The organism is Enterobacter cloacae complex sp. P2B, assembly GCF_014895985.1.
In the GTDB taxonomy this organism is placed as follows: Bacteria; Pseudomonadota; Gammaproteobacteria; order Enterobacterales; family Enterobacteriaceae; genus Enterobacter; species Enterobacter bugandensis.
Genome location: NZ_JADBQQ010000009.1, coordinates 1 through 22,060, shown reverse-complemented (window position 1 = coordinate 22,060; position 22,060 = coordinate 1). Strand labels below are relative to the sequence as shown.

Below are 22,060 nucleotides of genomic sequence, written 5' to 3'. Positions count from 1 at the left end.
TTGCAGTTCCTTATTGCGTCAGTCCGTCAGTGTAACACTACTCATACTCGGCCCGACACATTGCCACGGTATCTTCTATCAGGCGACGCGCCACCGTTCCCGGAGGGGGTAACAGCGGTAAATTGTCGTAGCGGTACCAGTTCGCCTCCAGCAGCTCTTTCTGGTCGATAACAATCTCGCCGCTGTCATATTCCGCCATAAACGCGGTCATCAGAGACATTGGGAACGGCCACGGCTGGGAGGTCACGTAGCGCAGGTTCTTCACCTTGATGCTGCTCTCCTCCATCACCTCGCGCGCCACCGCCTGCTCCAGCGTTTCGCCTACTTCCACGAACCCGGCGAGGACGGTATGAATGCCGTTGCGATGACGGGTATGTTGCGCCAGCAGGATGGAATCATCACGGCGGATGGCAACGATGATGCACGGCGCGATTTGCGGGTAGTAGCGTTCACGGCAGTGGCCGCAGAGCAGCGCCCATTCGGTTTTGCTTGGGTGCATGGTGTGGCCGCAGTAACCGCAATATTTGTGCGAACGGTAAAACTCCGCCAGCTGCACGCCGCGCCCCGCCAGCTGGAACAGGCCGACGTCAAGATCTAACACCTGACGTACGGATCCCATATCCTGACGGCGCGCCTGTTGGATCAACCACACGGGATCGCCCTGCCATTCGCCAATCTTCAGCGCGGGCTGGCCCACCAGATCGAACGTTTCCGCGGCACCGTAGGGCAACTCTCCTGAGGGCAGCCATAATTTTTGTTCGTGGCTGACGATCCACCAACCCAGATCTGATTTTTCAATAATACGATCCATATCTATTGCACTACCTTCGCTTCACTGACATGTTGTTAGCATTGTGGTTACATTTTGGATAAGCAGATCCCATTCTAAACCTTATGGAGTCGACCATGTTAAACCAGCTGGAAAGCCTGACTGAGCGCGTTGGAGGAAGTAACACCCTGGTGGATCGCTGGCTACATGTGCGCAAGCATCTCCTTGTGGCGTATTACAATCTGGTCGGTCTTAAGCCTGGCAAAGAATCCTTTATGCGGCTGAACGAAAAAGCGCTGGATGATTTTTGTCAGAGCCTTGTCGACTACCTGTCCGACGGCCATTTCAACATTTATGAACGCATTATCCGCGAAATGGAAGGGACAACGCCGTATTTAGCGGCCAGCAAACTCTGTCCGCAGCTGGAAGCCAATACCCAGCAGATCATGGACTATTACGATTCCACGCTCGAGAACGCCATCGATCACGATAACTATCTTGAGTTCCAGCAGGCGCTTTCGGACCTGGGCGAAGCGCTGGAAGAGCGATTCACGCTGGAAGATAAGCTCATCGCCCTCGTACTGGATAACAACCTGAATATCAGCAGCAGCGATAACGTTGCGCGCCCTGCTTGAGTTCTTAACCGTTAACGAGTAATTTACAACCAGTCGCCCCTCTGCGGAGGGGGATTTTTCTTGTCGGAGTGCCCAGTGTGTAAGCACGGGCTGAGACCGTTAATTCGGGATCCGCGGAACCTGATCAGGTTAATACCTGCGAAGGGAACAAGAGTCACGCTGCTGTTGTATCGCCCCTGGGGCGATCTCCTCTTGCTTCATCCGTCGTCTGACAAGCCATGTCCTTCACTTCTGGAATGAGCTATGTCTACAACAAAACTGACCCGCCGCGAACAGCGTGCACAGGCCCAACACTTCATCGACACCCTGGAAGGCACCGCTTTCCCGAACTCGAAACGCATCTACATCACCGGTTCACAGGCCGATATCCGCGTCCCGATGCGCGAAATCCAGCTCAGCCCGACGCTTATCGGCGGCAGCAAAGAGAACCCCCAGTATGAAGACAACGAAGCCGTGCCGGTATACGACACCTCCGGCCCGTACGGCGATCCTGATGTTGCTATCAACGTCCAGCAAGGTCTGGCAAAGCTGCGCCAGCCGTGGATTGAGGCGCGTAACGACTGCGAAGAACTGAGCGTACGCAGTTCTGCGTACACCAAAGAACGCCTGGCCGACGACGGCCTGGACGAGCTGCGCTTTACCGGCCTGCTGACGCCAAAACGCGCCAGAGCGGGCAAGTGCGTAACCCAGCTGCACTACGCGCGCCAGGGTATCGTCACGCCGGAGATGGAGTTCATCGCCATTCGCGAAAACATGGGCCGCGAGCGCATCCGCAGCGAAATATTGCGCCACCAGCATCCGGGTGAAGGCTTTGGCGCTCGCCTGCCGGAGAACATCACGCCGGAGTTTGTGCGTGACGAAGTGGCCGCCGGGCGCGCGATTATCCCCGCCAACATCAACCACCCGGAATCGGAGCCGATGATTATCGGCCGCAACTTCCTGGTGAAGGTCAACGCCAACATCGGCAACTCTGCCGTCACCTCGTCCATCGAAGAAGAGGTGGAAAAGCTGGTCTGGTCCACGCGCTGGGGCGCGGACACGGTGATGGACCTCTCCACTGGCCGCTATATCCACGAAACCCGCGAGTGGATCCTGCGTAACAGCCCGGTGCCGATTGGTACCGTCCCGATTTACCAGGCGCTGGAGAAGGTCAACGGCATTGCTGAAAACCTCACCTGGGAAGCGTTCCGCGACACGCTGCTGGAGCAGGCGGAACAGGGCGTGGACTACTTCACCATCCACGCGGGCGTGCTGCTGCGCTACGTACCGATGACGGCGAAACGTCTGACCGGCATCGTCTCGCGGGGTGGCTCCATCATGGCGAAGTGGTGCCTGTCCCATCATCAGGAAAACTTCCTCTACGAGCACTTCCGCGAGATCTGCGAAATCTGCGCCGCGTACGACGTCTCCCTGTCACTGGGCGACGGCCTGCGTCCGGGCTCCATCCGCGATGCCAACGACGAAGCGCAGTTTGCCGAGCTGCACACCCTGGGCGAGCTGACCAAAATCGCCTGGGAGTATGACGTGCAGGTGATGATTGAAGGCCCGGGCCACGTGCCGATGCAGATGATACGCCGCAACATGACCGAGGAGCTGGAGCACTGCCACGAAGCGCCGTTCTACACTCTGGGGCCATTGACCACGGACATCGCACCGGGCTACGACCACTTCACCTCCGGGATTGGCGCGGCGATGATCGGCTGGTTCGGCTGCGCCATGCTCTGCTACGTGACGCCGAAAGAGCACCTCGGCCTGCCCAACAAAGAGGACGTAAAGCAGGGACTGATTACCTATAAAATTGCCGCCCACGCGGCGGATCTGGCGAAAGGCCATCCGGGCGCGCAAATCCGCGACAATGCCATGTCCAAAGCGCGCTTTGAATTCCGCTGGGAAGACCAGTTTAACCTGGCGCTGGATCCGTTTACCGCCCGCGCCTACCACGACGAAACCCTGCCCCAGGAGTCGGGCAAGGTGGCACATTTCTGTTCCATGTGCGGGCCCAAATTCTGCTCGATGAAAATCAGCCAGGAGGTGCGGGATTACGCCGCCGCGCAGACCATTGAAGTCGGTATGGCGGACATGTCGGAAACCTTCCGCGCCAGAGGCGGCGAAATTTACCTCAAAAAAGAGGAGGCGTAATGTACAAGCCCGATTTCCCCTCCGTGCCCTTTCGCTTAGGACTTTACCCGGTGGTGGACAGCGTGGAGTGGATCGAACGCCTGCTGGAGGCCGGCGTTCGCACCCTCCAGCTGCGCATCAAAGATAAGCGTGATGAAGAGGTGGAGGCCGACGTCGTCGCCGCCATCGCGCTGGGGCATCGCTACAATGCCCGCCTGTTTATCAACGACTACTGGCGGCTGGCCGTTAAGCACCGGGCGTACGGCGTGCATTTGGGCCAGGAGGATCTGGAAACCACCGATCTGAACGCCATTCGCCAAGCTGGCCTGCGCCTTGGCGTTTCAACACACGATGATATGGAAATCGACGTGGCGCTGGCGGCCCGCCCCTCCTACATCGCCCTCGGTCACGTTTTCCCGACGCAAACCAAGCAGATGCCGTCTGCACCGCAGGGTCTGACGCAGCTGGCGAGCCACGTTAAGCGCCTTGCCGATTACCCGACCGTCGCCATCGGTGGAATCAGCCTTGAACGCGCCCCGGCGGTGCTGGAGACCGGCGTCGGCAGTATCGCCGTCGTCAGCGCTATCACCCAGGCGGCAGACTGGCGGTCCGCCACCGCGCAGCTTTTACAGCTGGCAGGAGCGGGCGATGAATGACCGCGATTTTATGCGCTACAGCCGCCAGATCCTGCTGGAGGATATTGCCATTGATGGGCAGCAAAAGCTGCTCGCCAGCCGGGTACTGATTGTCGGCCTGGGCGGATTAGGCGCCCCCGCCGCGCTGTATCTGGCCGGTGCGGGCGTGGGTACGCTGGTACTGGCCGATGACGATGAAGTACACCTCAGCAACCTGCAACGGCAAATCCTCTTCACGACTGAAGATGTTAACCAGCCTAAAGCGCAGATCACCCGGCAGCGGCTTAACCAGCTTAATCCGGATATCGAACTGATTGCGCTCCAGACGCGGCTTAGCGGAGACGAGCTGCAACGTGAAGTTGCCCTTGCCGACGCGGTGCTGGACTGCACGGACAACATGGCGACGCGTCAGGCCATCAACGCGGCCTGTGTTGCACAGAACACGCCGCTGATCACCGCCAGCGCGGTCGGTTTCGGCGGGCAGATAATGGTGCTTACGCCGCCGTGGGCGCAGGGCTGTTACCGCTGCCTGTGGCCGGACGAGGCTGAACCGGAGCGTAACTGCCGCACGGCAGGCATTCTTGGCCCGGTGGTGGGCGTGATGGGTACCCTTCAGGCACTGGAGGCTATCAAGCTGCTCAGCGGCATGGAGACGGAACGCAACACGCTCCGGCTGTTCGACGCCCGCTCCAGCGGCTGGCGCCATCTGGCACTACACCGCGCCAGCCACTGCCCGGTATGCGGAGGCCACGATGCGCATTCTGTTTAACGATGAGCCGATGACGTGCGACGACGGTCTCACCGTTGCCGCCCTGCTCGACAAATTGCGCCAGCTCAAGCCGGGAACGGCGCTGGCGCTCAATCAACAGATCCTGCCGCGCGAGCAGTGGGAACTTCAGCAGGTCAATGAAGGCGACCAGATCCTGCTGTTTCAGGTTATCGCAGGGGGCTGAGATGTTACGTATTGCTGATAAAGTCTTTGATTCACATCTGTTTACCGGAACCGGCAAATTCGCCTCGCCGCAGCTGATGGTGGATGCTATTCGTGAAAGCGGCAGCCAACTGGTAACGCTGGCGATGAAGCGCGTGGATCTGCGCCAGCACAACGATGCCATACTTGCGCCGCTCCTGGAGGCAGGCGTGACGCTGCTGCCCAACACCTCCGGCGCGAAAACGGCCGAGGAGGCGATTTTCGCCGCACAGCTGGCGCGGGAAGCGCTCGGTACCCGCTGGCTGAAGCTGGAAATTCACCCGGACGCCCGCTGGCTGCTGCCCGACCCGATCGAGACCCTGAAAGCCGCAGAAAAGCTGGTGCAGCAGGGGTTTACCGTTCTGCCTTACTGCGGCGCGGATCCCGTGCTGTGTAAGCGTCTGGAAGAGGTCGGCTGCGCCGCCGTCATGCCGCTGGGGGCGCCCATTGGCTCCAATCAGGGGCTTGAAACCCGCGCGATGCTGGAGATCATCATCGAGCAGGCGACCGTGCCGGTGGTGGTGGATGCGGGGATCGGCGTGCCCAGCCATGCCGCGCAGGCGCTGGAAATGGGGGCCGACGCGGTGCTGGTGAATACCGCCATTGCGGTGGCCGACGACCCGGTCATGATGGCGCGTGCGTTTCGTCTCGCCGTGGAGGCTGGCGTGCTGGCCAGAGAGTCCGGCCCCGGCTCGCGCAGTTTTCAGGCACAGGCCACCAGCCCGCTGACAGGTTTTCTGGAGGCGCTCTTATGAGCACGTTTACCGAGCGCTGGCGCGAGCTTAACTGGGACGATATAGCCCTGCGCATCAACAGCAAAACGGCGGCTGACGTGGAGCGCGCGCTGCACGCCCGTCAGCTGACCCGCGAGGATCTGATGGCCCTGCTCTCCCCGGCGGCCAGCGCCTACCTTGAACCGATGGCGCAGCGAGCGCAGCGGCTCACCCGCCAGCGTTTTGGCAACACGGTGAGCTTCTACGTGCCACTCTATCTCTCCAACCTGTGCGCCAATGACTGCACCTACTGCGGCTTCTCCATGAGCAACCGCATCAAGCGGAAAACGCTCGATGAAGGTGAGATTGCCCGCGAGTGTGCGGCCATTCGTGAAATGGGTTTTGAGCATCTTCTGCTGGTCACGGGCGAGCATCAGGGGAAAGTGGGAATGGACTATTTCCGCCAGCATCTGCCTGCGATACGTCGGGAGTTTGCGTCGTTGCAGATGGAGGTTCAGCCCCTGTCGCAGGACGAGTATGCGGAGTTAAAAACGCTCGGGCTGGACGGCGTTATGGTCTATCAGGAAACCTACCACGAGGCGACGTACGCGCGGCATCACCTGAAAGGGAAGAAGCAGGATTTTTTCTTCCGGCTGGAAACGCCGGACAGGCTAGGCCGCGCCGGGATCGACAAAATCGGGCTGGGTGCGCTAATTGGGCTTTCCGATAGCTGGCGGGTAGATTGCTACATGGTGGCAGAACATCTGCTGTGGCTGCAACAGCACTACTGGCAGACCCGATACTCCATCTCCTTCCCACGCCTGCGCCCCTGCGCAGGCGGCATTGAACCGGCTTCGCTGATGGATGAACGCCAGCTGGTGCAGACCATCTGCGCGTTTCGCCTGCTCGCTCCGGAAGTGGAGTTATCGCTCTCAACGCGTGAATCCCCGGCGTTTCGCGATCGCGTCATCCCGCTGGCGATTAACAACGTCAGCGCATTTTCCAAAACGCAGCCGGGCGGGTATGCAGACGATCATCCGGAGCTGGAGCAGTTTGCACCGCATGACGGACGGCGTCCGGAAGCCGTTGCCGCCGCCCTGATGGCACAGGGTTTACAGCCTGTCTGGAAAGACTGGGACAGCTGGCTGGGAAGAGCCTCGCAATGACGATGTAACGCACTGCAACACGGTAGAAAATTATCGAGGCGTCACGGAAAGGTAAAACCGGATGATTGTCAGCGATCGTCCGGTTTTTTATTGTCATCAGGTCAGCAACGGATGCTGACCAGGGCGAAAAGCTTCTTCCTCGTTTCGCCCTGCCTCCGATTCCGTGCATAAGAGGGGCGCAAAAATAAGGATAAGGAATTTCTTAGTGATTCTTAAGATAAATCATCTCGCCTGAAATCGTGTTCCGTATAATTCACCGCTAACCGCAGGACAGCGACTATGCTGAGAGGATATCGGCAGACGAAAAATATTCACCATCAGGATCGATGTACAACTCATGGCACTTCACAGCAAAAAGCTCTCTTTCACCCGACCCATTATGCTCAGCTTCGCGGGGATTCTGTGCAGTTTTGCGCTGATCGCGGTCGTGGTAACCCTTTCACAACGAAAGGATTTCCTTGAGGACTATCATAAGATTAATGGCAATTTCACCCATAACCTTGCGGTGAACTACACCGAGTCAATCCTGCGTGAAAACGATTATATCCTGGGCCGCTCCGCGATGTATTTTGCACGCGATGACAGGCTAAACGAGACCCTCAACGTCAACCCGACGCAAGGGCTGCAGATGATGATGCATTTGCAAAACCTGATGCCGACCGTGTCATCCATCTCGCTGGCAGACACGCAGGGACATTATCTGCGCGCCCCGGAAGTGCTCCAGACGGAAAAGAGTAAAACCTTCGATCCCCGGACGCGTCCGTGGTTTGTCGCCCATGCTGAAGCCAGTATATTCAGCCACTACACCCGTCCCTATATGGACTACTTCAACGGTCATCCGACGGTCACACTCTATAAACCGTTAATTTCACCAGAAGGTCGACTTAAAGGTACGATTGCGTTTCATCTCGACTTAACGTCAATGGGCTACACCCTGCGTCAGATGGTCGCCCCTGTTCAGGGGGAATTCTTCGTCGTCGAACGCGATGGCGCCGTCGTGCTGCACCCTGATACGGGTGCGCTTTTCAAACAGTACGTCAGCGAAGCGCTGATGGATAAAATGACCAGCGGCGAAGGCCACCTTTACGATAAGAAAACCGACGCCTGGTATTACTACTACTCATTTACCAATCCAGACTGGTTTGTCATCTACAGGGTCTCTGGCGCAACGCTTACCGATATCACCCGACACGAAACGACAATCGTAGGCTGGGGTTTCGCGCTGGCGGCCATCATTATCATTCTCTTCGGCCTCTATCTGCGTCATGCCTCGCGTACCGTGTTGATGACCATTATCAATGCGATCAAAACGGGCGATGTGAGCCAGGCGCCGCGTCTGGAAGCGATGCTGAGCCGCACCATTCAGTCCAATAAAGAGCGTGAGATGGCGTATGTTCGTCAGGCCACTCACGATGCGCTGACCGGCTGCAAAAACCGCCGTGCGTTCGATAACGATGTGGAGGAATTATTAAATGCCCACCAGCCTTTCGCGATGGCGCTGGTTGATATTGATAACTTCAAGTCAATTAACGACACGTGGGGACACCTGAGCGGCGACATTGTCCTGCGTAACGTGGCGCGCGAGGGGATCCAGATAATGCAGCCCCACCACGTCTCGGTCTATCGCTATGGTGGTGAAGAGTTCGCGGTAATTTTCCAGGCCGAGCAGATCGCTGCCGCATTTTCATTGCTTGACGCATGGCGCACCGCCGTTGCAAGACGCGCATGGCGGGAAGAAAATCTGTACGTCACGTTCAGCGCGGGTCTGGGTGAATGGCATTTCGAACCGCTGGAACAATTTGTAGGTAGCGTTGATAACGCGCTCTACAGTGCTAAAAAGCAGGGAAAAAACCGTATTGTTCGCACTGCCGTCGGCTGACTTTCTCTCTTACTCGAAGAATTGTAACCGGTTTCAGAAAAATGCCGCTTTCTTTGTGATGCCTGACACACAATCGCGGTAAAGCGGTTGTTGAAGCTCTCTGCGCAGGATAATTATCAATAAACACATGTAGATCGAGGCTGATTATGAAGAACATCGTTTTATGCTGTGCAGCGGGAATGTCAACCAGCATGCTGGTTCAACGTATGAAAGATGCCGCGCAGAAAAAAGGGGTTGAAGTCACCATTAAAGCCGTTCCGGTTGCGGAGTTTAAAGACAATATCGCGACGGCCGACATCGTATTACTGGGGCCACAGGTCAAATACGAGCAGGCTAAACTGCAGGCACAGGCCGACCCGCTGGGTAAAAAGGTCGCGGTGATCGACATGATGGATTACGGCATGATGAAAGGCGATGCCGTACTGGAAAAAGCGCTTAAACTGCTGGAGTCATAATGGAAGACTTAGAAACCACAATCATGGAACTGCTGGTCAACGCCGGTGCGGCCCGCAGTGCGGCCCTGACGGCTCTGCAGATGGCGCGTAAAGGTGAGTTTGACGAAGCTGAAAAAGCGATGGAAGAATCCCGCGAATATGTGAAGCACGCGCATACGATCCAGACGCAGCTTATTGGACTTGACGAAGGGACCGGGAAACTGCCTGTTAACCTGATCACCGTTCATTCTCAGGACCACCTGATGAACGCAATGGTTATTCAGGATCTGGCGGGCGATATGATTGAGCTTTATCGACGCATCCCGTTAGTGAATTGAAGAAATGCAGATATAAAAAAACCCGCCGAGGCGGGTTTTTTATTTACGGCATCAACGATTACTCGTTGTCGGAACCGCCCAGACCTGCGTTCAGCAGTTCTGCCAGGCTCGCGGATGCATCTTCAGCAGTAACCTGCGGTGCAGCTGGCAGTTCGCCCGCTGCGCGACGACGCATACGATCCTGATGGTACGCATAACCGGTACCGGCAGGGATCAGACGACCCACGATGACGTTCTCTTTCAGACCGCGCAGTTCATCACGTTTACCTGCAACAGCGGCTTCGGTCAGGACACGAGTCGTTTCCTGGAACGATGCTGCGGAGATGAAGGACTCGGTTGCCAGAGACGCTTTGGTGATACCCAGCAGATCGCGTGCGAAGGTCGCACCGATTTTGCCGTTCGCTTCCAGATCGCGGTTAGCGATCTTAACGCGTGAGTATTCAACCTGCTCGCCTTCCAGGAAGTCGGAGCTGCCCGCGTTTTCGATGGTTGCTTTACGCAGCATCTGACGAACGATAACTTCGATGTGCTTATCGTTAATCTTAACGCCCTGCAGGCGGTATACGTCCTGTACTTCGTTAACAATGTAACGAGTAACAGCATGCACACCACGCAGACGCAGGATGTCGTGCGGCGCTTCTGGACCGTCGGAAACCACGTCACCACGTTCTACACGTTCGCCTTCGAACACGTTGAGCTGACGCCACTTAGGAATCATCTCTTCATACGGCTCGCTGCCATCTACTGGGGTGATAACCAGACGGCGCTTACCTTTAGTCTCTTTACCGAAGGAGATGATCCCGCTGATTTCAGCCAGGATTGCAGGCTCTTTCGGACGACGTGCTTCGAACAGGTCCGCAACGCGTGGCAGACCACCGGTGATGTCCTTGGTACCGCCGGATTCCTGAGGAATACGCGCCAGGGTGTCACCAGAGCTGATCTGTACGCCATCTTCCAGCTGTACAATCGCTTTACCCGGCAGGAAGTACTGCGCAGGCATATCGGTACCCGGGATCAGAACGTCGTTACCCTGAGCATCAACGATTTTCAGTGCAGGACGCAGATCTTTACCGCCGGTAGTACGTTCAGCAGAATCCAGAACCACCAGAGAAGACAGACCGGTCAGCTCGTCGGTCTGACGAGTAATGGTCTGGCCGTCGATCATGTCAGTAAAGCGGATGAAACCACTTACTTCGGTGATTACCGGCATGGTGTGTGGATCCCAGTTTGCAACGGTTTCACCGCCGGCAACCTGCTCGCCATCACCTTTCGCCATAACCGCACCGTAAGGCACTTTATAGCTCTCTTTGGTACGACCGAATTCGTCGATCAGCTTCAGCTCGGTGTTACGAGAGGTCACAACCAGCTTGCCTGCGGAGTTAACAACAGACTTCGCATTGCTGAGCTTGATGCTACCTTTGTTTTTCACCTGAATGCTGGATTCAGCAGCCGCACGAGATGCCGCACCACCGATGTGGAACGTACGCATCGTCAGCTGTGTACCCGGCTCACCGATGGACTGTGCCGCGATAACGCCGATGGCTTCACCTTTGTTGATGATGTGGCCACGCGCCAGGTCACGACCGTAGCAGTGCGCACACACACCAAAGTCGGTGTCACAGGATACAACGGAACGCACTTTCACAGAGTCAACAGAGTTCGCTTCCAGCAGGTCACACCACTGTTCGTGCAGCAGCGTATTGCGTGGAACCAGAATGTCTGCGGTGCCCGGCTTCAGAATGTCTTCCGCGGTCACACGACCCAGTACGCGATCGCGCAGCGGCTCTTTAACATCACCACCCTCGATAACCGGGGTCATGGTGATACCTTCGAGGGTGCCACAATCGTCTTCGGTGACAACCAGATCCTGCGCAACGTCAACCAGACGACGCGTCAGATAACCGGAGTTCGCTGTCTTCAGTGCGGTATCCGCCAGACCTTTACGCGCACCGTGCGTGGAGATGAAGTACTGGAGTACGTTCAGACCTTCACGGAAGTTCGCGGTGATTGGCGTTTCGATGATGGAGCCATCTGGCTTCGCCATCAGACCACGCATACCTGCCAGCTGACGAATCTGTGCTGCAGAACCACGCGCACCGGAGTCGGCCATCATGTAGATGCTGTTGAAGGAAACCTGCTGCTCTTCGACGCCGTCACGGTTAATCACGGTTTCGGTTTGCAGGTTATCCATCATCGCTTTGGATACACGATCGTTCGCCGCTGCCCAGATATCGATAACTTTGTTGTAGCGTTCGCCCGCGGTTACCAGACCAGACTGGAACTGCTCCTGGATCTCAGCAACTTCAGCTTCCGCTTCAGAGATGATCTCGTGTTTCTTCTCTGGGATGACCATGTCATCGATACCAACAGATGCACCTGAACGCGCTGCATAAGCAAAGCCGGTATACATTGTCTGGTCAGCGAAGATAACGGTCGGCTTCAGACCCAGAATGCGGTAACAGGTGTTCAGCATTTTGGAGATCGCTTTCTTGCCCAGCGCCTGGTTGACGATGGAGAAAGGCAGACCTTTCGGTACGATCATCCACAGAATGGCACGGCCAATGGTCGTGTCTTTCAGGCTGGTCTTCGCAACGAATTCGCCGTTTGCATCTTTTTCGTATTCGGTGATACGCACTTTAACGCGCGCATGCAGAGAGGCCAGGCCAGCGCGATAAATACGCTCAGCTTCTTTAGGGCCAGTCAGCACCATGCCTTCGCCTTTGGCGTTAACACAGTCACGGGTCATGTAGTACAGACCCAATACAACGTCCTGAGAAGGAACGATAATTGGTTCACCGTTCGCTGGAGACAGGATGTTGTTGGTAGACATCATCAGCGCACGCGCTTCAAGCTGGGCTTCCAGCGTCAGCGGTACGTGAACAGCCATCTGGTCACCATCGAAGTCGGCGTTATAGGCCGCACAAACCAGCGGGTGCAGCTGGATAGCTTTACCTTCGATCAGGACTGGCTCAAATGCCTGGATACCCAGACGGTGCAGGGTTGGTGCACGGTTCAGCAGTACCGGGTGTTCGCGGATAACTTCGTCCAGGATATCCCAAACGACAGCTTCTTCACGCTCAACCATTTTCTTAGCGGCTTTGATGGTGGTGGCCAGGCCACGCAGCTCCAGCTTGCCGTAGATGAACGGTTTGAACAGCTCCAGTGCCATTTTCTTCGGCAGACCGCACTGATGCAGACGCAGGTATGGACCTACGGTGATTACAGAACGACCGGAGTAGTCAACACGCTTACCGAGCAGGTTCTGACGGAAACGACCCTGCTTACCTTTGATCATGTCGGCCAAAGATTTCAGAGGACGCTTGTTAGAACCGGTGATCGCACGACCGCGACGACCGTTATCCAGCAGGGCATCTACCGCTTCCTGCAGCATACGTTTTTCGTTGCGTACGATGATGTCCGGCGCAGCCAGATCCAGCAGACGTTTCAGACGGTTGTTACGGTTGATAACGCGACGATACAGATCGTTCAGATCGGACGTTGCGAAACGACCACCATCCAGCGGAACCAGCGGACGCAGATCTGGCGGCAGAACCGGCAGAACGGTCAGGATCATCCACTCTGGTTTGTTGCCAGACTGAACGAACGCTTCCAGCAGTTTGATACGCTTGGTCAGCTTTTTACGCTTGGTTTCGGAGTTGGTTTCGTTCAGCTCTTCACGCAGCTGCTCGCACTCCTGCTCCAGATCCATGCTCTTCAGCAGGGCCTGAATAGCTTCCGCACCCATCTTCGCGTCGAATTCGTCACCGAACTCTTCCAGCGCGTCCAGATACTGCTCTTCAGTCAGGATCTGGTGACGTTCCAGGTTGGTCATCCCGCCTTCGATAACTACATAAGATTCGAAGTACAGAACACGTTCGATATCGCGCAGCGGCATATCCAGCAGCAGACCGATACGGGACGGCAGAGATTTCAGGAACCAGATGTGAGCAGTCGGAGACGCCAGCTCGATGTGGCCCATACGCTCACGGCGTACTTTGGTCTGGGTCACTTCAACGCCGCACTTCTCACAGATCACACCGCGGTGTTTCAGGCGCTTGTACTTACCGCACAGGCACTCGTAGTCTTTTACTGGCCCGAAAATACGCGCACAGAAAAGGCCGTCACGCTCAGGTTTGAACGTACGGTAGTTGATGGTTTCCGGCTTTTTAACTTCACCGAAAGACCATGAACGGATCATGTCTGGCGAAGCCAGAGCAATTTTGATCGCATCAAACTCTTCGGTTTTAGTCTGCGCTTTCAGAAACTTTAATAAATCTTTCACGGATTTGCTCCCGTCGGAGTTAGCACAATCCGGTGCCGGGGGTTAACCCGGCACCAGTGACCTGTTTGAGCGAGAATTACTCGTCTTCCAGTTCGATGTTGATACCCAGCGAACGAATCTCTTTCAACAGTACGTTGAAGGATTCTGGCATGCCTGGTTCCATCTGATGGTTGCCGTCCACGATGTTTTTATACATCTTGGTACGACCGTTCACGTCATCAGACTTAACGGTGAGCATTTCCTGCAGGGTGTATGCCGCGCCGTATGCTTCCAGCGCCCACACTTCCATCTCCCCGAAGCGCTGACCACCGAACTGTGCCTTACCACCCAGCGGCTGCTGGGTAACCAGGCTGTAAGAACCGGTAGAACGAGCGTGCATCTTGTCGTCGACCAGGTGGTTCAGTTTCAGCATGTACATGTAACCTACGGTTACTGGACGCTCAAACTGTTCACCGGTACGGCCGTCAAACAGCGTAATCTGACCAGACGTTGGCAGACCACCCAGTTGCAGCAGCTCTTTAATTTCAGCTTCTTTTGCACCGTCGAATACCGGCGTTGCAATTGGCATACCTTTGCGCAGGTTCTCTGCCAGACGCAGCACTTCTTCATCGCTGAAGGTGTTCAGGTCGACTTTCTGACGCACGTCGGTACCCAGATCGTAGGCACGCTGGATGAATTCGCGCAGTTTCGCGACTTCCTGCTGCTGTTTCAGCATGGCGTTGATCTTGTCGCCGATACCTTTCGCAGCCATACCCAGGTGGGTTTCCAGGATCTGACCAATGTTCATACGAGACGGTACGCCCAGTGGGTTCAGTACGATATCTACCGGCGTACCGTTAGCATCGTGCGGCATATCTTCGATCGGGTTGATCTTAGAGATAACACCCTTGTTACCGTGACGACCTGCCATCTTATCACCAGGCTGGATCTGACGTTTAACAGCCAGATACACCTTAACAATCTTCAGCACGCCTGGTGCCAGATCGTCGCCCTGAGTGATTTTGCGGCGTTTCGCTTCGAGTTTTTTCTCGAACTCGTGTTTCAGTTCGTCATACTGCTCAGCCAGCTGTTCCAGCTGATTTTGTTTCTCTTCGTCGGTCAGGCCGAGTTCCAGCCAGCGATCGCGTGGCAGTTTGTCGAGCTTCTCAGCTTCAACGCCACCGGCAACCAGCACCGCATAGATACGGCTGAACAGACCTGCTTCGAGGATCTGCAGTTCTTCAGACAGGTCTTTCTTAGCCTGTTTGAGCTGCATCTCTTCGATTTCCAGCGCACGCTTATCTTTCTCAACGCCATCACGAGTGAAGACCTGAACGTCGATAACCGTACCGGAAACACCGTTTGGTACGCGCAGAGAAGAGTCTTTAACGTCAGACGCTTTCTCACCGAAGATAGCACGCAGCAGTTTCTCTTCTGGGGTCAGCTGGGTTTCACCTTTCGGCGTCACCTTACCTACCAGAATGTCGCCGCCGGTCACTTCCGCACCGATGTAAACAATACCGGATTCATCCAGCTTGGAGAGCGCAGCTTCACCCACGTTAGGGATGTCGGCAGTGATCTCTTCTGGCCCCAGCTTGGTGTCACGGGACACACAGGCAAGTTCCTGAATGTGGATGGTGGTGAAACGATCTTCCTGAACCACACGCTCGGAGACGAGGATGGAGTCTTCGAAGTTGTAACCGTTCCACGGCATGAACGCTACGCGCATGTTCTGACCGAGCGCCAGTTCACCGAGGTCGGTGGACGGACCGTCTGCCAGCACGTCGCCGCGCTCAACTGGCTCACCCAGAGATACGCAAGGCATCTGGTTGATACAGGTGTTCTGGTTAGAACGGGTGTATTTGGTCAGGTTGTAGATGTCGATACCCGCTTCGCCCGGATACATCTCGTCTTCGTTAACTTTGATAACGATACGGGATGCGTCAACGTACTGAACGGTACCGCCACGCTTAGCAACTGCAGTAACACCGGAGTCAACGGCAACAGCACGTTCCATACCGGTACCAACCAGCGGCTTATCAGCACGCAGAGTTGGAACGGCCTGACGTTGCATGTTCGCACCCATCAATGCACGGTTGGCGTCATCGTGTTCCAGGAACGGGATCAGGGACGCACCGACGGATACCACCTGCTGGGTGGAAACGTCCATGTAGTCAACCTGGTCGCGGCTGAACAAGCTGGATTCGCCTTTGCTACGGCAGGTAACCAGATCTTCTACAAAGTGGCCTTCGTCATCCAGGTTGGAGTTCGCCTGAGCGATAACGTAGTTGCCTTCTTCGATAGCAGACAGGTAATGAATTTCGTCGGTAACCACACCGTGGGTCACTTTACGATACGGGGTCTCAAGGAAACCGTATTCGTTTGTCTGTGCGTACACGGACAGGGAGTTGATCAGACCGATGTTTGGACCTTCAGGCGTTTCGATTGGACATACGCGACCGTAGTGAGTCGGGTGTACGTCTCGAACTTCAAAGCCTGCACGTTCACGGGTCAGACCGCCTGGGCCGAGTGCAGAGATACGACGTTTGTGCGTGATCTCAGACAGCGGGTTGTTCTGGTCCATGAACTGGGACAGCTGGCTGGAACCGAAGAACTCTTTCACTGCTGCAGAAATCGGCTTGGCGTTGATCATATCCTGAGGCATCAGGGTATCCAGATCGCCCAGAGACAGACGCTCTTTCACCGCACGCTCTACACGTACCAGGCCAACGCGGAACTGGTTTTCCGCCATTTCGCCAACGGAACGGATACGACGGTTGCCGAGGTGGTCGATATCGTCCACTTCGCCTTTACCGTTACGGATATCGATGAGCTTCTTCATCACTTCGATGATGTCGTCTTTGCTCAGGATACCGGAACCTTCGATTTCGTCGCGCAGCAGAGAACGGTTGAACTTCATACGACCTACCGCGGACAGATCGTAGCGGTCTTCGGAGAAGAACAGGTTCTCGAACAGGCTTTCAGCCGCTTCGCGAGTTGGTGGCTCACCAGGACGCATCATGCGGTAGATTTCTACCAGCGCGCTCAGACGATCGTTGGTTGGGTCGACGCGTACAGTCTCAGAGATGTACGGACCGTGGTCCAGATCGTTGGTGAACAGCGTTTCGATACGTTTGTGACCAGACTGGCTCAACTTAGCCAGCAGATCCAGGCTCAGCTCCATGTTCGCCGGGCAGATCAGCTCGCCAGTTGATTCATCAACGTAATCTTTCGCGGCTACTTTTCCTGCAATGTATTCAACCGGAACTTCGATGTGTTTGATATCATCTTTTTCCAGCTGGCGGATGTGGCGCGCGGTGATACGGCGACCTTTTTCCACATACACTTTGCCGTCGGCTTCGATGTCGAACGACGCGGTCTCACCACGCAGACGTTCCGGCACCAGCTCCATCTGCAGCTTGTTGTCGCGGATTTCAAAGATCACTTTCTCAAAGAACAGGTCCAGGATCTGCTCAGTGGTATAGTTCAGTGCACGCAGAATGATGGTTGCAGGCAGTTTACGACGACGGTCGATACGGACAAACAGGTTGTCTTTTGGATCGAACTCGAAGTCCAGCCATGAACCACGGTAAGGAATGATGCGTGCGTTATACAGTACTTTACCGGAAGAGTGTGTTTTACCTTTATCGCTGTCGAAGAAGACGCCCGGGCTACGATGCAGCTGGGAAACGATAACACGCTCAGTACCGTTGATAACGAAAGTACCGTTGTCCGTCATGAGTGGAATCTCACCCATGTAGACTTCTTGTTCTTTAATGTCTTTTACGGTGCCTTCCGGCGCTTCGCGCTCGTAGATCACCAGACGCAGTTTTACGCGCAGCGGTGCGGAATAGGTCACACCACGGATCTGACATTCCTGAACGTCAAACACCGGTTCGCCAAGGCGGTAGCTGACGTACTGCAGCTCGGAGTTACCGCTGTAGCTCTGAATCGGGAACACGGAACGGAAGGCTGCTTCCAGACCGTACTGCCCTTCAGGATCTTGCTCGATAAACTTCTGGAACGAGTCAAGCTGGATAGAAAGGAGATATGGAATGTCCAGAACTTGTGGACGTTTACCAAAATCCTTACGAATACGTTTTTTCTCGGTATAGGAGTAAACCATAGGGTTCCTCAGCTCGCTGACAAGTCGACCCATCTGTCCGACGAAGGGACAGTTTGTGCAACACCATTTTGTGGACCGGAAAATTGAATACTTTCCGCAATACCTGTTGCTATCACGCTTAAACCATTTCATTGCGATTTACACAGAGCGAGCACCCTGTCGCAGTATATTAAGTCGTCGATAGAAACAAGCATTGTCAGGACAATCAGCAGTCAAACAGTGTGAAATGCTACTGATGCCTTACAGCGCAAAAAGGCTGGTGACTAAAAAGTCACCAGCCATCAGCCTAATTGCTTAGGCTGCAACCAGAAAAGTTGGCTTATTTAACTTCAACTTCAGCGCCAGCTTCTTCCAGAGATTTTTTCAGTGCTTCTGCGTCGTCTTTGCTCACGCCTTCTTTCAGCGCAGCTGGAGCAGATTCTACCAGGTCTTTAGCTTCTTTCAGACCCAGGCCAGTTGCGCCACGTACTGCTTTGATAACAGCAACTTTGTTCGCGCCAGCAGCTTTCAGAATTACGTCGAATTCAGTTTTTTCTTCAGCAGCTTCAGCCGGGCCAGCAGCTACAGCTACAGCAGCAGCAGCAGAAACACCGAATTTTTCTTCCATTGCAGATACCAGCTCTACAACGTCCATTACGGACATAGCTGCAACTGCTTCAATGATTTGATCTTTAGTGATAGACATTTAAATTGTTCCTGAAAATCAGAATAAGTTTATACGTAAGCAAATGCTTTATAAAGATAACTGCGATTAAGCAGCTTCTTTCGCATCGCGTACAGCAGCCAGAGTGCGAACCAGTTTGCCAGCCGCAGCTTCTTTCATGGTTGCCATCAGGCGTGCAATTGCTTCTTCGTAGGTCGGCAGGGTTGCCAGGCGATCGATTTGCGATGCCGGGATCAACTCACCTTCAAAGGCTGCAGCTTTGACCTCAAATTTTGCATTCGCTTTCGCGAACTCTTTGAACAGACGAGCAGCAGCGCCCGGGTGTTCCATAGAGTATGCAATCAGGGTCGGACCAACAAACGTGTCTTTCAGGCACTCGAACTGAGTACCTTCAACTACGCGACGCAGCAGGGTGTTACGAACAACACGCATGTATACGCCAGCTTCACGACCTGCTTTACGCAGTTCAGTCATTTTGTCTACAGTAACGCCACGGGAATCCGCAACTACTGCAGACAGCGCGCCTTTGGCTACTTCGCTGACTTCAGCAACAATCGCTTGTTTGTCTTGAAGATTTAAAGCCATTAGCTTTGCTCCTGGATGTTTGCCGGAACTCATGTTCCGGAACTCACTTCACTCAACCCAACGGGAAGAGCGTCTTAATACGGTGAGCAGAAACAAGCCAGAGTATTAAAAATAATCTTAGCGTTCTGTCACCGTCTACGCAGGGGATTAAGTTTCTTGCGAAACACCTGCGGTCTTCGACGGAGGCCTGGATAGGCCAGGCTCCAACGAACAAATCTTTTAGCCGCTAACTTTCGTTAGCAAACGTGGGGGTAATATTGTAGACAAAATCACCGCCCACGTAAAGGCATTAGTTTGCAGCAGCGCTCAGGCCAGCCTGGTCAACTGCAACACCTGCACCCATGGTGGTGGAGATGCTAACTTTCTTGATGTACACGCCTTTCGCCTGAGTTGGTTTAGCTTTTTTCAGCGCAACCAGCAGAGCTTCCAGGTTTTCTTTCAGTTTGTCAGCGTCAAAGTCCACTTTACCGATGGTGGTGTGGATGATGCCGTTTTTGTCGTTACGGTAACGAACCTGACCTGCTTTAGCGTTCTTAACCGCTTCAGCAACGTTAGGGGTTACAGTACCCACTTTCGGGTTTGGCATCAGGCCGCGTGGACCCAGAACCTGGCCCAGCTGGCCAACAACGCGCATTGCATCTGGAGAAGCAATAACAACGTCAAAGTTCATTTCGCCTTTTTTGATCTGATCAGCCAGATCTTCCATACCTACCAGTTCAGCGCCGGCAGCTTTAGCAGCTTCAGCGTTTGCACCCTGAGCAAATACAGCTACGCGAACGGAACGGCCAGTACCGTGTGGCAGTACAGTTGCGCCACGAACGTTCTGATCGGATTTACGAGCATCGATGCCCAGGTTAACGGCAACGTCAACGCTTTCAACGAACTTAGCAGTCGCCAGTTCTTTCAGCAGAGCAATAGCTTCGTTGATGTCGTACTGTTTGGTCGCATCAACTTTGTCACGGATCACGGACATGCGCTTGGTCAGTTTAGCCATTTCTTAGTCCTCCACTACCAGGCCCATGGAACGTGCAGTACCTTCGATGGAGCGAGTCATCGCTTCAATGTCGGCACCAGTCATGTCGGCAGCTTTGGTCTGCGCGATTTCCTGCAGCTGAGCGCGGGAAATTTTACCCACTTTGTCTTTGTTCGGTTTACCGGAACCAGACTTGATACCAGCCGCTTTCTTCAGCAGAACTGCTGCTGGAGGGGTTTTGGTAACGAAAGTGAAAGAACGGTCAGCGTAAACAGTGATTACGACTGGGATTGGCAGACCTTTTTCCAGGGATTCAGTTTTTGCGTTGAACGCTTTACAGAATTCCATGATGTTCACACCCTGCTGACCCAGAGCTGGACCAACTGGTGGACTTGGGTTCGCCATACCAGCTGCAACCTGCAGCTTGACGTAGGCTTGTACTTTCTTAGCCATTCTAAAATCCTCTGATTGGGTAATAGCGCCTCAGGGAGGCTCCCCGTGAATAAAATTCGTTTTACGGGCCGGGACCCATAAAAACAAAAGGCGCGAAATTGTATTCCAATCCCGCGCCTTGTGCAACGATTAAATCGTCGCTTTTTTGATCGCTGCTTAGGCTTTTTCTACCTGGGCAAAGTCCAGCTCTACCGGGGTCGCACGACCGAAGATAGAAACAGAAACTTTCAGGCGGGACTTCTCATAGTCCACTTCTTCAACCACGCCATTAAAGTCAGCAAACGGACCGTCATTAACACGAACCATTTCACCCGGTTCAAACAGCGTTTTCGGACGCGGCTTATCACCCACCTGCTGCAGGCGGTTCATAATCGCATCAACTTCTTTGTCGCTGATTGGCGCCGGACGGTCAGACGTGCCGCCGATAAAGCCCATCACACGCGGCACGCTGCGCACCAGGTGCCAGCTCGCGTCGTTCATAACCATCTGAACCAGCACGTAACCCGGGAAGAATTTGCGCTCGCTTTTGCGACGCTGGCCGCCACGGATCTCAACCACTTCTTCGGTCGGAACCATAACTTCGCCAAACAACTCTTCCATGTTGTGTAATTTGATATGCTCACGCAGCGACGTTGCTACGCGGCCTTCAAAACCGGAAAACGCCTGAACGACGTACCAGCGCTTTTTAGGGGCTTCAGACATCTCAGAACCTCAGGCCAGTGATAAAGGATACCAGGCGAACCAGAATACCATCCAGTCCCCACAGGATCAGTGACATTACAGCGGTTACCGCCGCTACGATCAGCGTGGTGTGCAATGTTTCCTGGCGAGTCGGCCAAATGACCTTGCGGACTTCGGTACGCGCTTCGCGGGCAAACGCAACGGTCGCTTTGCCTTTTGTCGTCAACAGCGCGACACCACCCGCCGCAGCAATCAGAATTACCACTGCAAGCGCGCGTAGCGGCAGCATCATGTCACGATAAAGATAGTTGCCGACAATCGCCACAATCAGCAGCACGGCTACAACTACCCATTTCATCGCTTCCAGGCCGCGCCCGCTCCCTTGAGCTTCGGTATTCGCACTCATAAACCAACCTGTCAGAAGTATTCTACAAACATTTTCACCCCGCGAGTGCGAGGCAAACCAATCGAAATGCTATTCGCTTTTCGTATTATACGCTCTCCGCAGAGCCTGTCTCAGCAATGATTATGACAAAATTAATCACTGATGAGCCAGGTTCTGATGTGAAAGCGTGCAAAAAGGGCATCAAATGATGCCCTTTTATTGCGCATTGCGTCAAATGTTATCAGCGATTAGCCGAGAACTTTAGCAACAACGCC

Annotated in this window: 19 protein-coding genes and 1 riboswitch; of the genes, 10 read left to right on the top strand and 9 right to left on the bottom strand. The window is 54.7% G+C overall.

Annotated features, from left to right (window positions below; all coding sequences use genetic code 11):
• Window positions 1-37: 37 nt before the first annotated feature.
• The gene (nudC, locus tag IM313_RS08820; RefSeq protein ID WP_045630297.1) at window positions 38-811 is read right to left on the bottom strand and encodes an NAD(+) diphosphatase; all 774 of its coding nucleotides are present in this window, start codon (window positions 809-811) and stop codon (window positions 38-40) included.
• A gap of 95 nt (window positions 812-906) precedes the next feature.
• On the opposite strand from nudC, the gene IM313_RS08815 reads away from it, so the two are divergent.
• The 10 genes from IM313_RS08815 (at window position 907) to IM313_RS08770 (ending at window position 9,657) form a co-directional block, all read left to right on the top strand.
• Window positions 907-1,404, top strand: coding sequence for an Rsd/AlgQ family anti-sigma factor (locus IM313_RS08815; RefSeq protein ID WP_028015105.1), 498 nt, complete (start codon window positions 907-909; stop codon window positions 1,402-1,404).
• 54 nt (window positions 1,405-1,458) lie between these two features.
• A riboswitch (TPP riboswitch) is annotated at window positions 1,459-1,568 on the top strand.
• Window positions 1,569-1,647: 79 nt separating this feature from the next.
• Window positions 1,648-3,543, top strand: a complete 1,896-nt coding sequence (thiC, locus tag IM313_RS08810) for a phosphomethylpyrimidine synthase ThiC (RefSeq protein ID WP_041911590.1) — start codon at window positions 1,648-1,650, stop codon at window positions 3,541-3,543.
• Window positions 3,543-4,178 (top strand): thiamine phosphate synthase, encoded by a 636-nt coding sequence (gene thiE / locus IM313_RS08805; RefSeq protein ID WP_088204571.1) that lies wholly within the window; start codon window positions 3,543-3,545, stop codon window positions 4,176-4,178. Before thiC ends, thiE begins: the two co-directional genes overlap by 1 nt.
• Entirely contained in the window at window positions 4,171-4,926 is a 756-nt protein-coding gene (locus tag IM313_RS08800) for a HesA/MoeB/ThiF family protein (RefSeq protein ID WP_028015102.1), read from the top strand. Before thiE ends, IM313_RS08800 begins: the two co-directional genes overlap by 8 nt.
• Window positions 4,910-5,110 (top strand): sulfur carrier protein ThiS, encoded by a 201-nt coding sequence (gene thiS, locus IM313_RS08795; protein WP_028015101.1) that lies wholly within the window; start codon window positions 4,910-4,912, stop codon window positions 5,108-5,110. Before IM313_RS08800 ends, thiS begins: the two co-directional genes overlap by 17 nt.
• Before the next feature lies 1 nt (window position 5,111).
• Entirely contained in the window at window positions 5,112-5,882 is a 771-nt protein-coding gene (gene thiG / locus IM313_RS08790; protein WP_192972118.1) for a thiazole synthase, read from the top strand.
• Window positions 5,879-7,006, top strand: coding sequence for a 2-iminoacetate synthase ThiH (thiH, locus tag IM313_RS08785; RefSeq protein WP_192972119.1), 1,128 nt, complete (start codon window positions 5,879-5,881; stop codon window positions 7,004-7,006). The genes thiG and thiH overlap by 4 nt, the downstream gene beginning before the upstream one ends.
• Before the next feature lie 337 nt (window positions 7,007-7,343).
• Window positions 7,344-8,885, top strand: a complete 1,542-nt coding sequence (locus tag IM313_RS08780; RefSeq protein ID WP_192972120.1) for a sensor domain-containing diguanylate cyclase — start codon at window positions 7,344-7,346, stop codon at window positions 8,883-8,885.
• Window positions 8,886-9,031: 146 nt separating this feature from the next.
• Entirely contained in the window at window positions 9,032-9,340 is a 309-nt protein-coding gene (locus IM313_RS08775; protein WP_010425948.1) for a PTS sugar transporter subunit IIB, read from the top strand.
• Window positions 9,340-9,657: a PTS lactose/cellobiose transporter subunit IIA gene (locus IM313_RS08770; protein ID WP_008503455.1), complete on the top strand. Its 318-nt coding sequence runs from the start codon at window positions 9,340-9,342 to the stop codon at window positions 9,655-9,657. Before IM313_RS08775 ends, IM313_RS08770 begins: the two co-directional genes overlap by 1 nt.
• Window positions 9,658-9,715: 58 nt before the next feature.
• Here the strand turns inward: IM313_RS08770 and rpoC are convergent, their stop codons facing one another.
• The 8 genes from rpoC to secE form a co-directional block, all read right to left on the bottom strand.
• A complete protein-coding gene (gene rpoC, locus IM313_RS08765; RefSeq protein WP_028015097.1) occupies window positions 9,716-13,939 on the bottom strand; it encodes a DNA-directed RNA polymerase subunit beta' in 4,224 nt (1,407 codons plus the stop codon).
• A gap of 76 nt (window positions 13,940-14,015) precedes the next feature.
• On the bottom strand, window positions 14,016-18,044 hold the full coding sequence (gene rpoB / locus IM313_RS08760; protein WP_192972121.1) for a DNA-directed RNA polymerase subunit beta: 4,029 nt from the start codon (window positions 18,042-18,044) through the stop codon (window positions 14,016-14,018).
• A 319-nt stretch (window positions 18,045-18,363) separates the two neighbouring features.
• Window positions 18,364-18,729, bottom strand: a complete 366-nt coding sequence (gene rplL / locus IM313_RS08755) for a 50S ribosomal protein L7/L12 (protein ID WP_002445276.1) — start codon at window positions 18,727-18,729, stop codon at window positions 18,364-18,366.
• 66 nt (window positions 18,730-18,795) lie between these two features.
• Window positions 18,796-19,293: a 50S ribosomal protein L10 gene (rplJ, locus tag IM313_RS08750; RefSeq protein ID WP_003862338.1), complete on the bottom strand. Its 498-nt coding sequence runs from the start codon at window positions 19,291-19,293 to the stop codon at window positions 18,796-18,798.
• A gap of 289 nt (window positions 19,294-19,582) precedes the next feature.
• Window positions 19,583-20,287: a 50S ribosomal protein L1 gene (gene rplA / locus IM313_RS08745; protein WP_006810530.1), complete on the bottom strand. Its 705-nt coding sequence runs from the start codon at window positions 20,285-20,287 to the stop codon at window positions 19,583-19,585.
• A 3-nt stretch (window positions 20,288-20,290) separates the two neighbouring features.
• A complete protein-coding gene (gene rplK, locus IM313_RS08740) occupies window positions 20,291-20,719 on the bottom strand; it encodes a 50S ribosomal protein L11 (protein WP_008503452.1) in 429 nt (142 codons plus the stop codon).
• A gap of 156 nt (window positions 20,720-20,875) precedes the next feature.
• Entirely contained in the window at window positions 20,876-21,421 is a 546-nt protein-coding gene (gene nusG, locus IM313_RS08735; RefSeq protein ID WP_003862341.1) for a transcription termination/antitermination protein NusG, read from the bottom strand.
• 1 nt (window position 21,422) lies between these two features.
• Window positions 21,423-21,806 carry a preprotein translocase subunit SecE gene (gene secE, locus IM313_RS08730; protein ID WP_003862342.1) on the bottom strand — a complete coding sequence of 128 codons (384 nt, stop codon included), beginning with the start codon at window positions 21,804-21,806 and terminating at the stop codon, window positions 21,423-21,425.
• Between the last annotated feature and the right edge of the window lie 254 nt (window positions 21,807-22,060).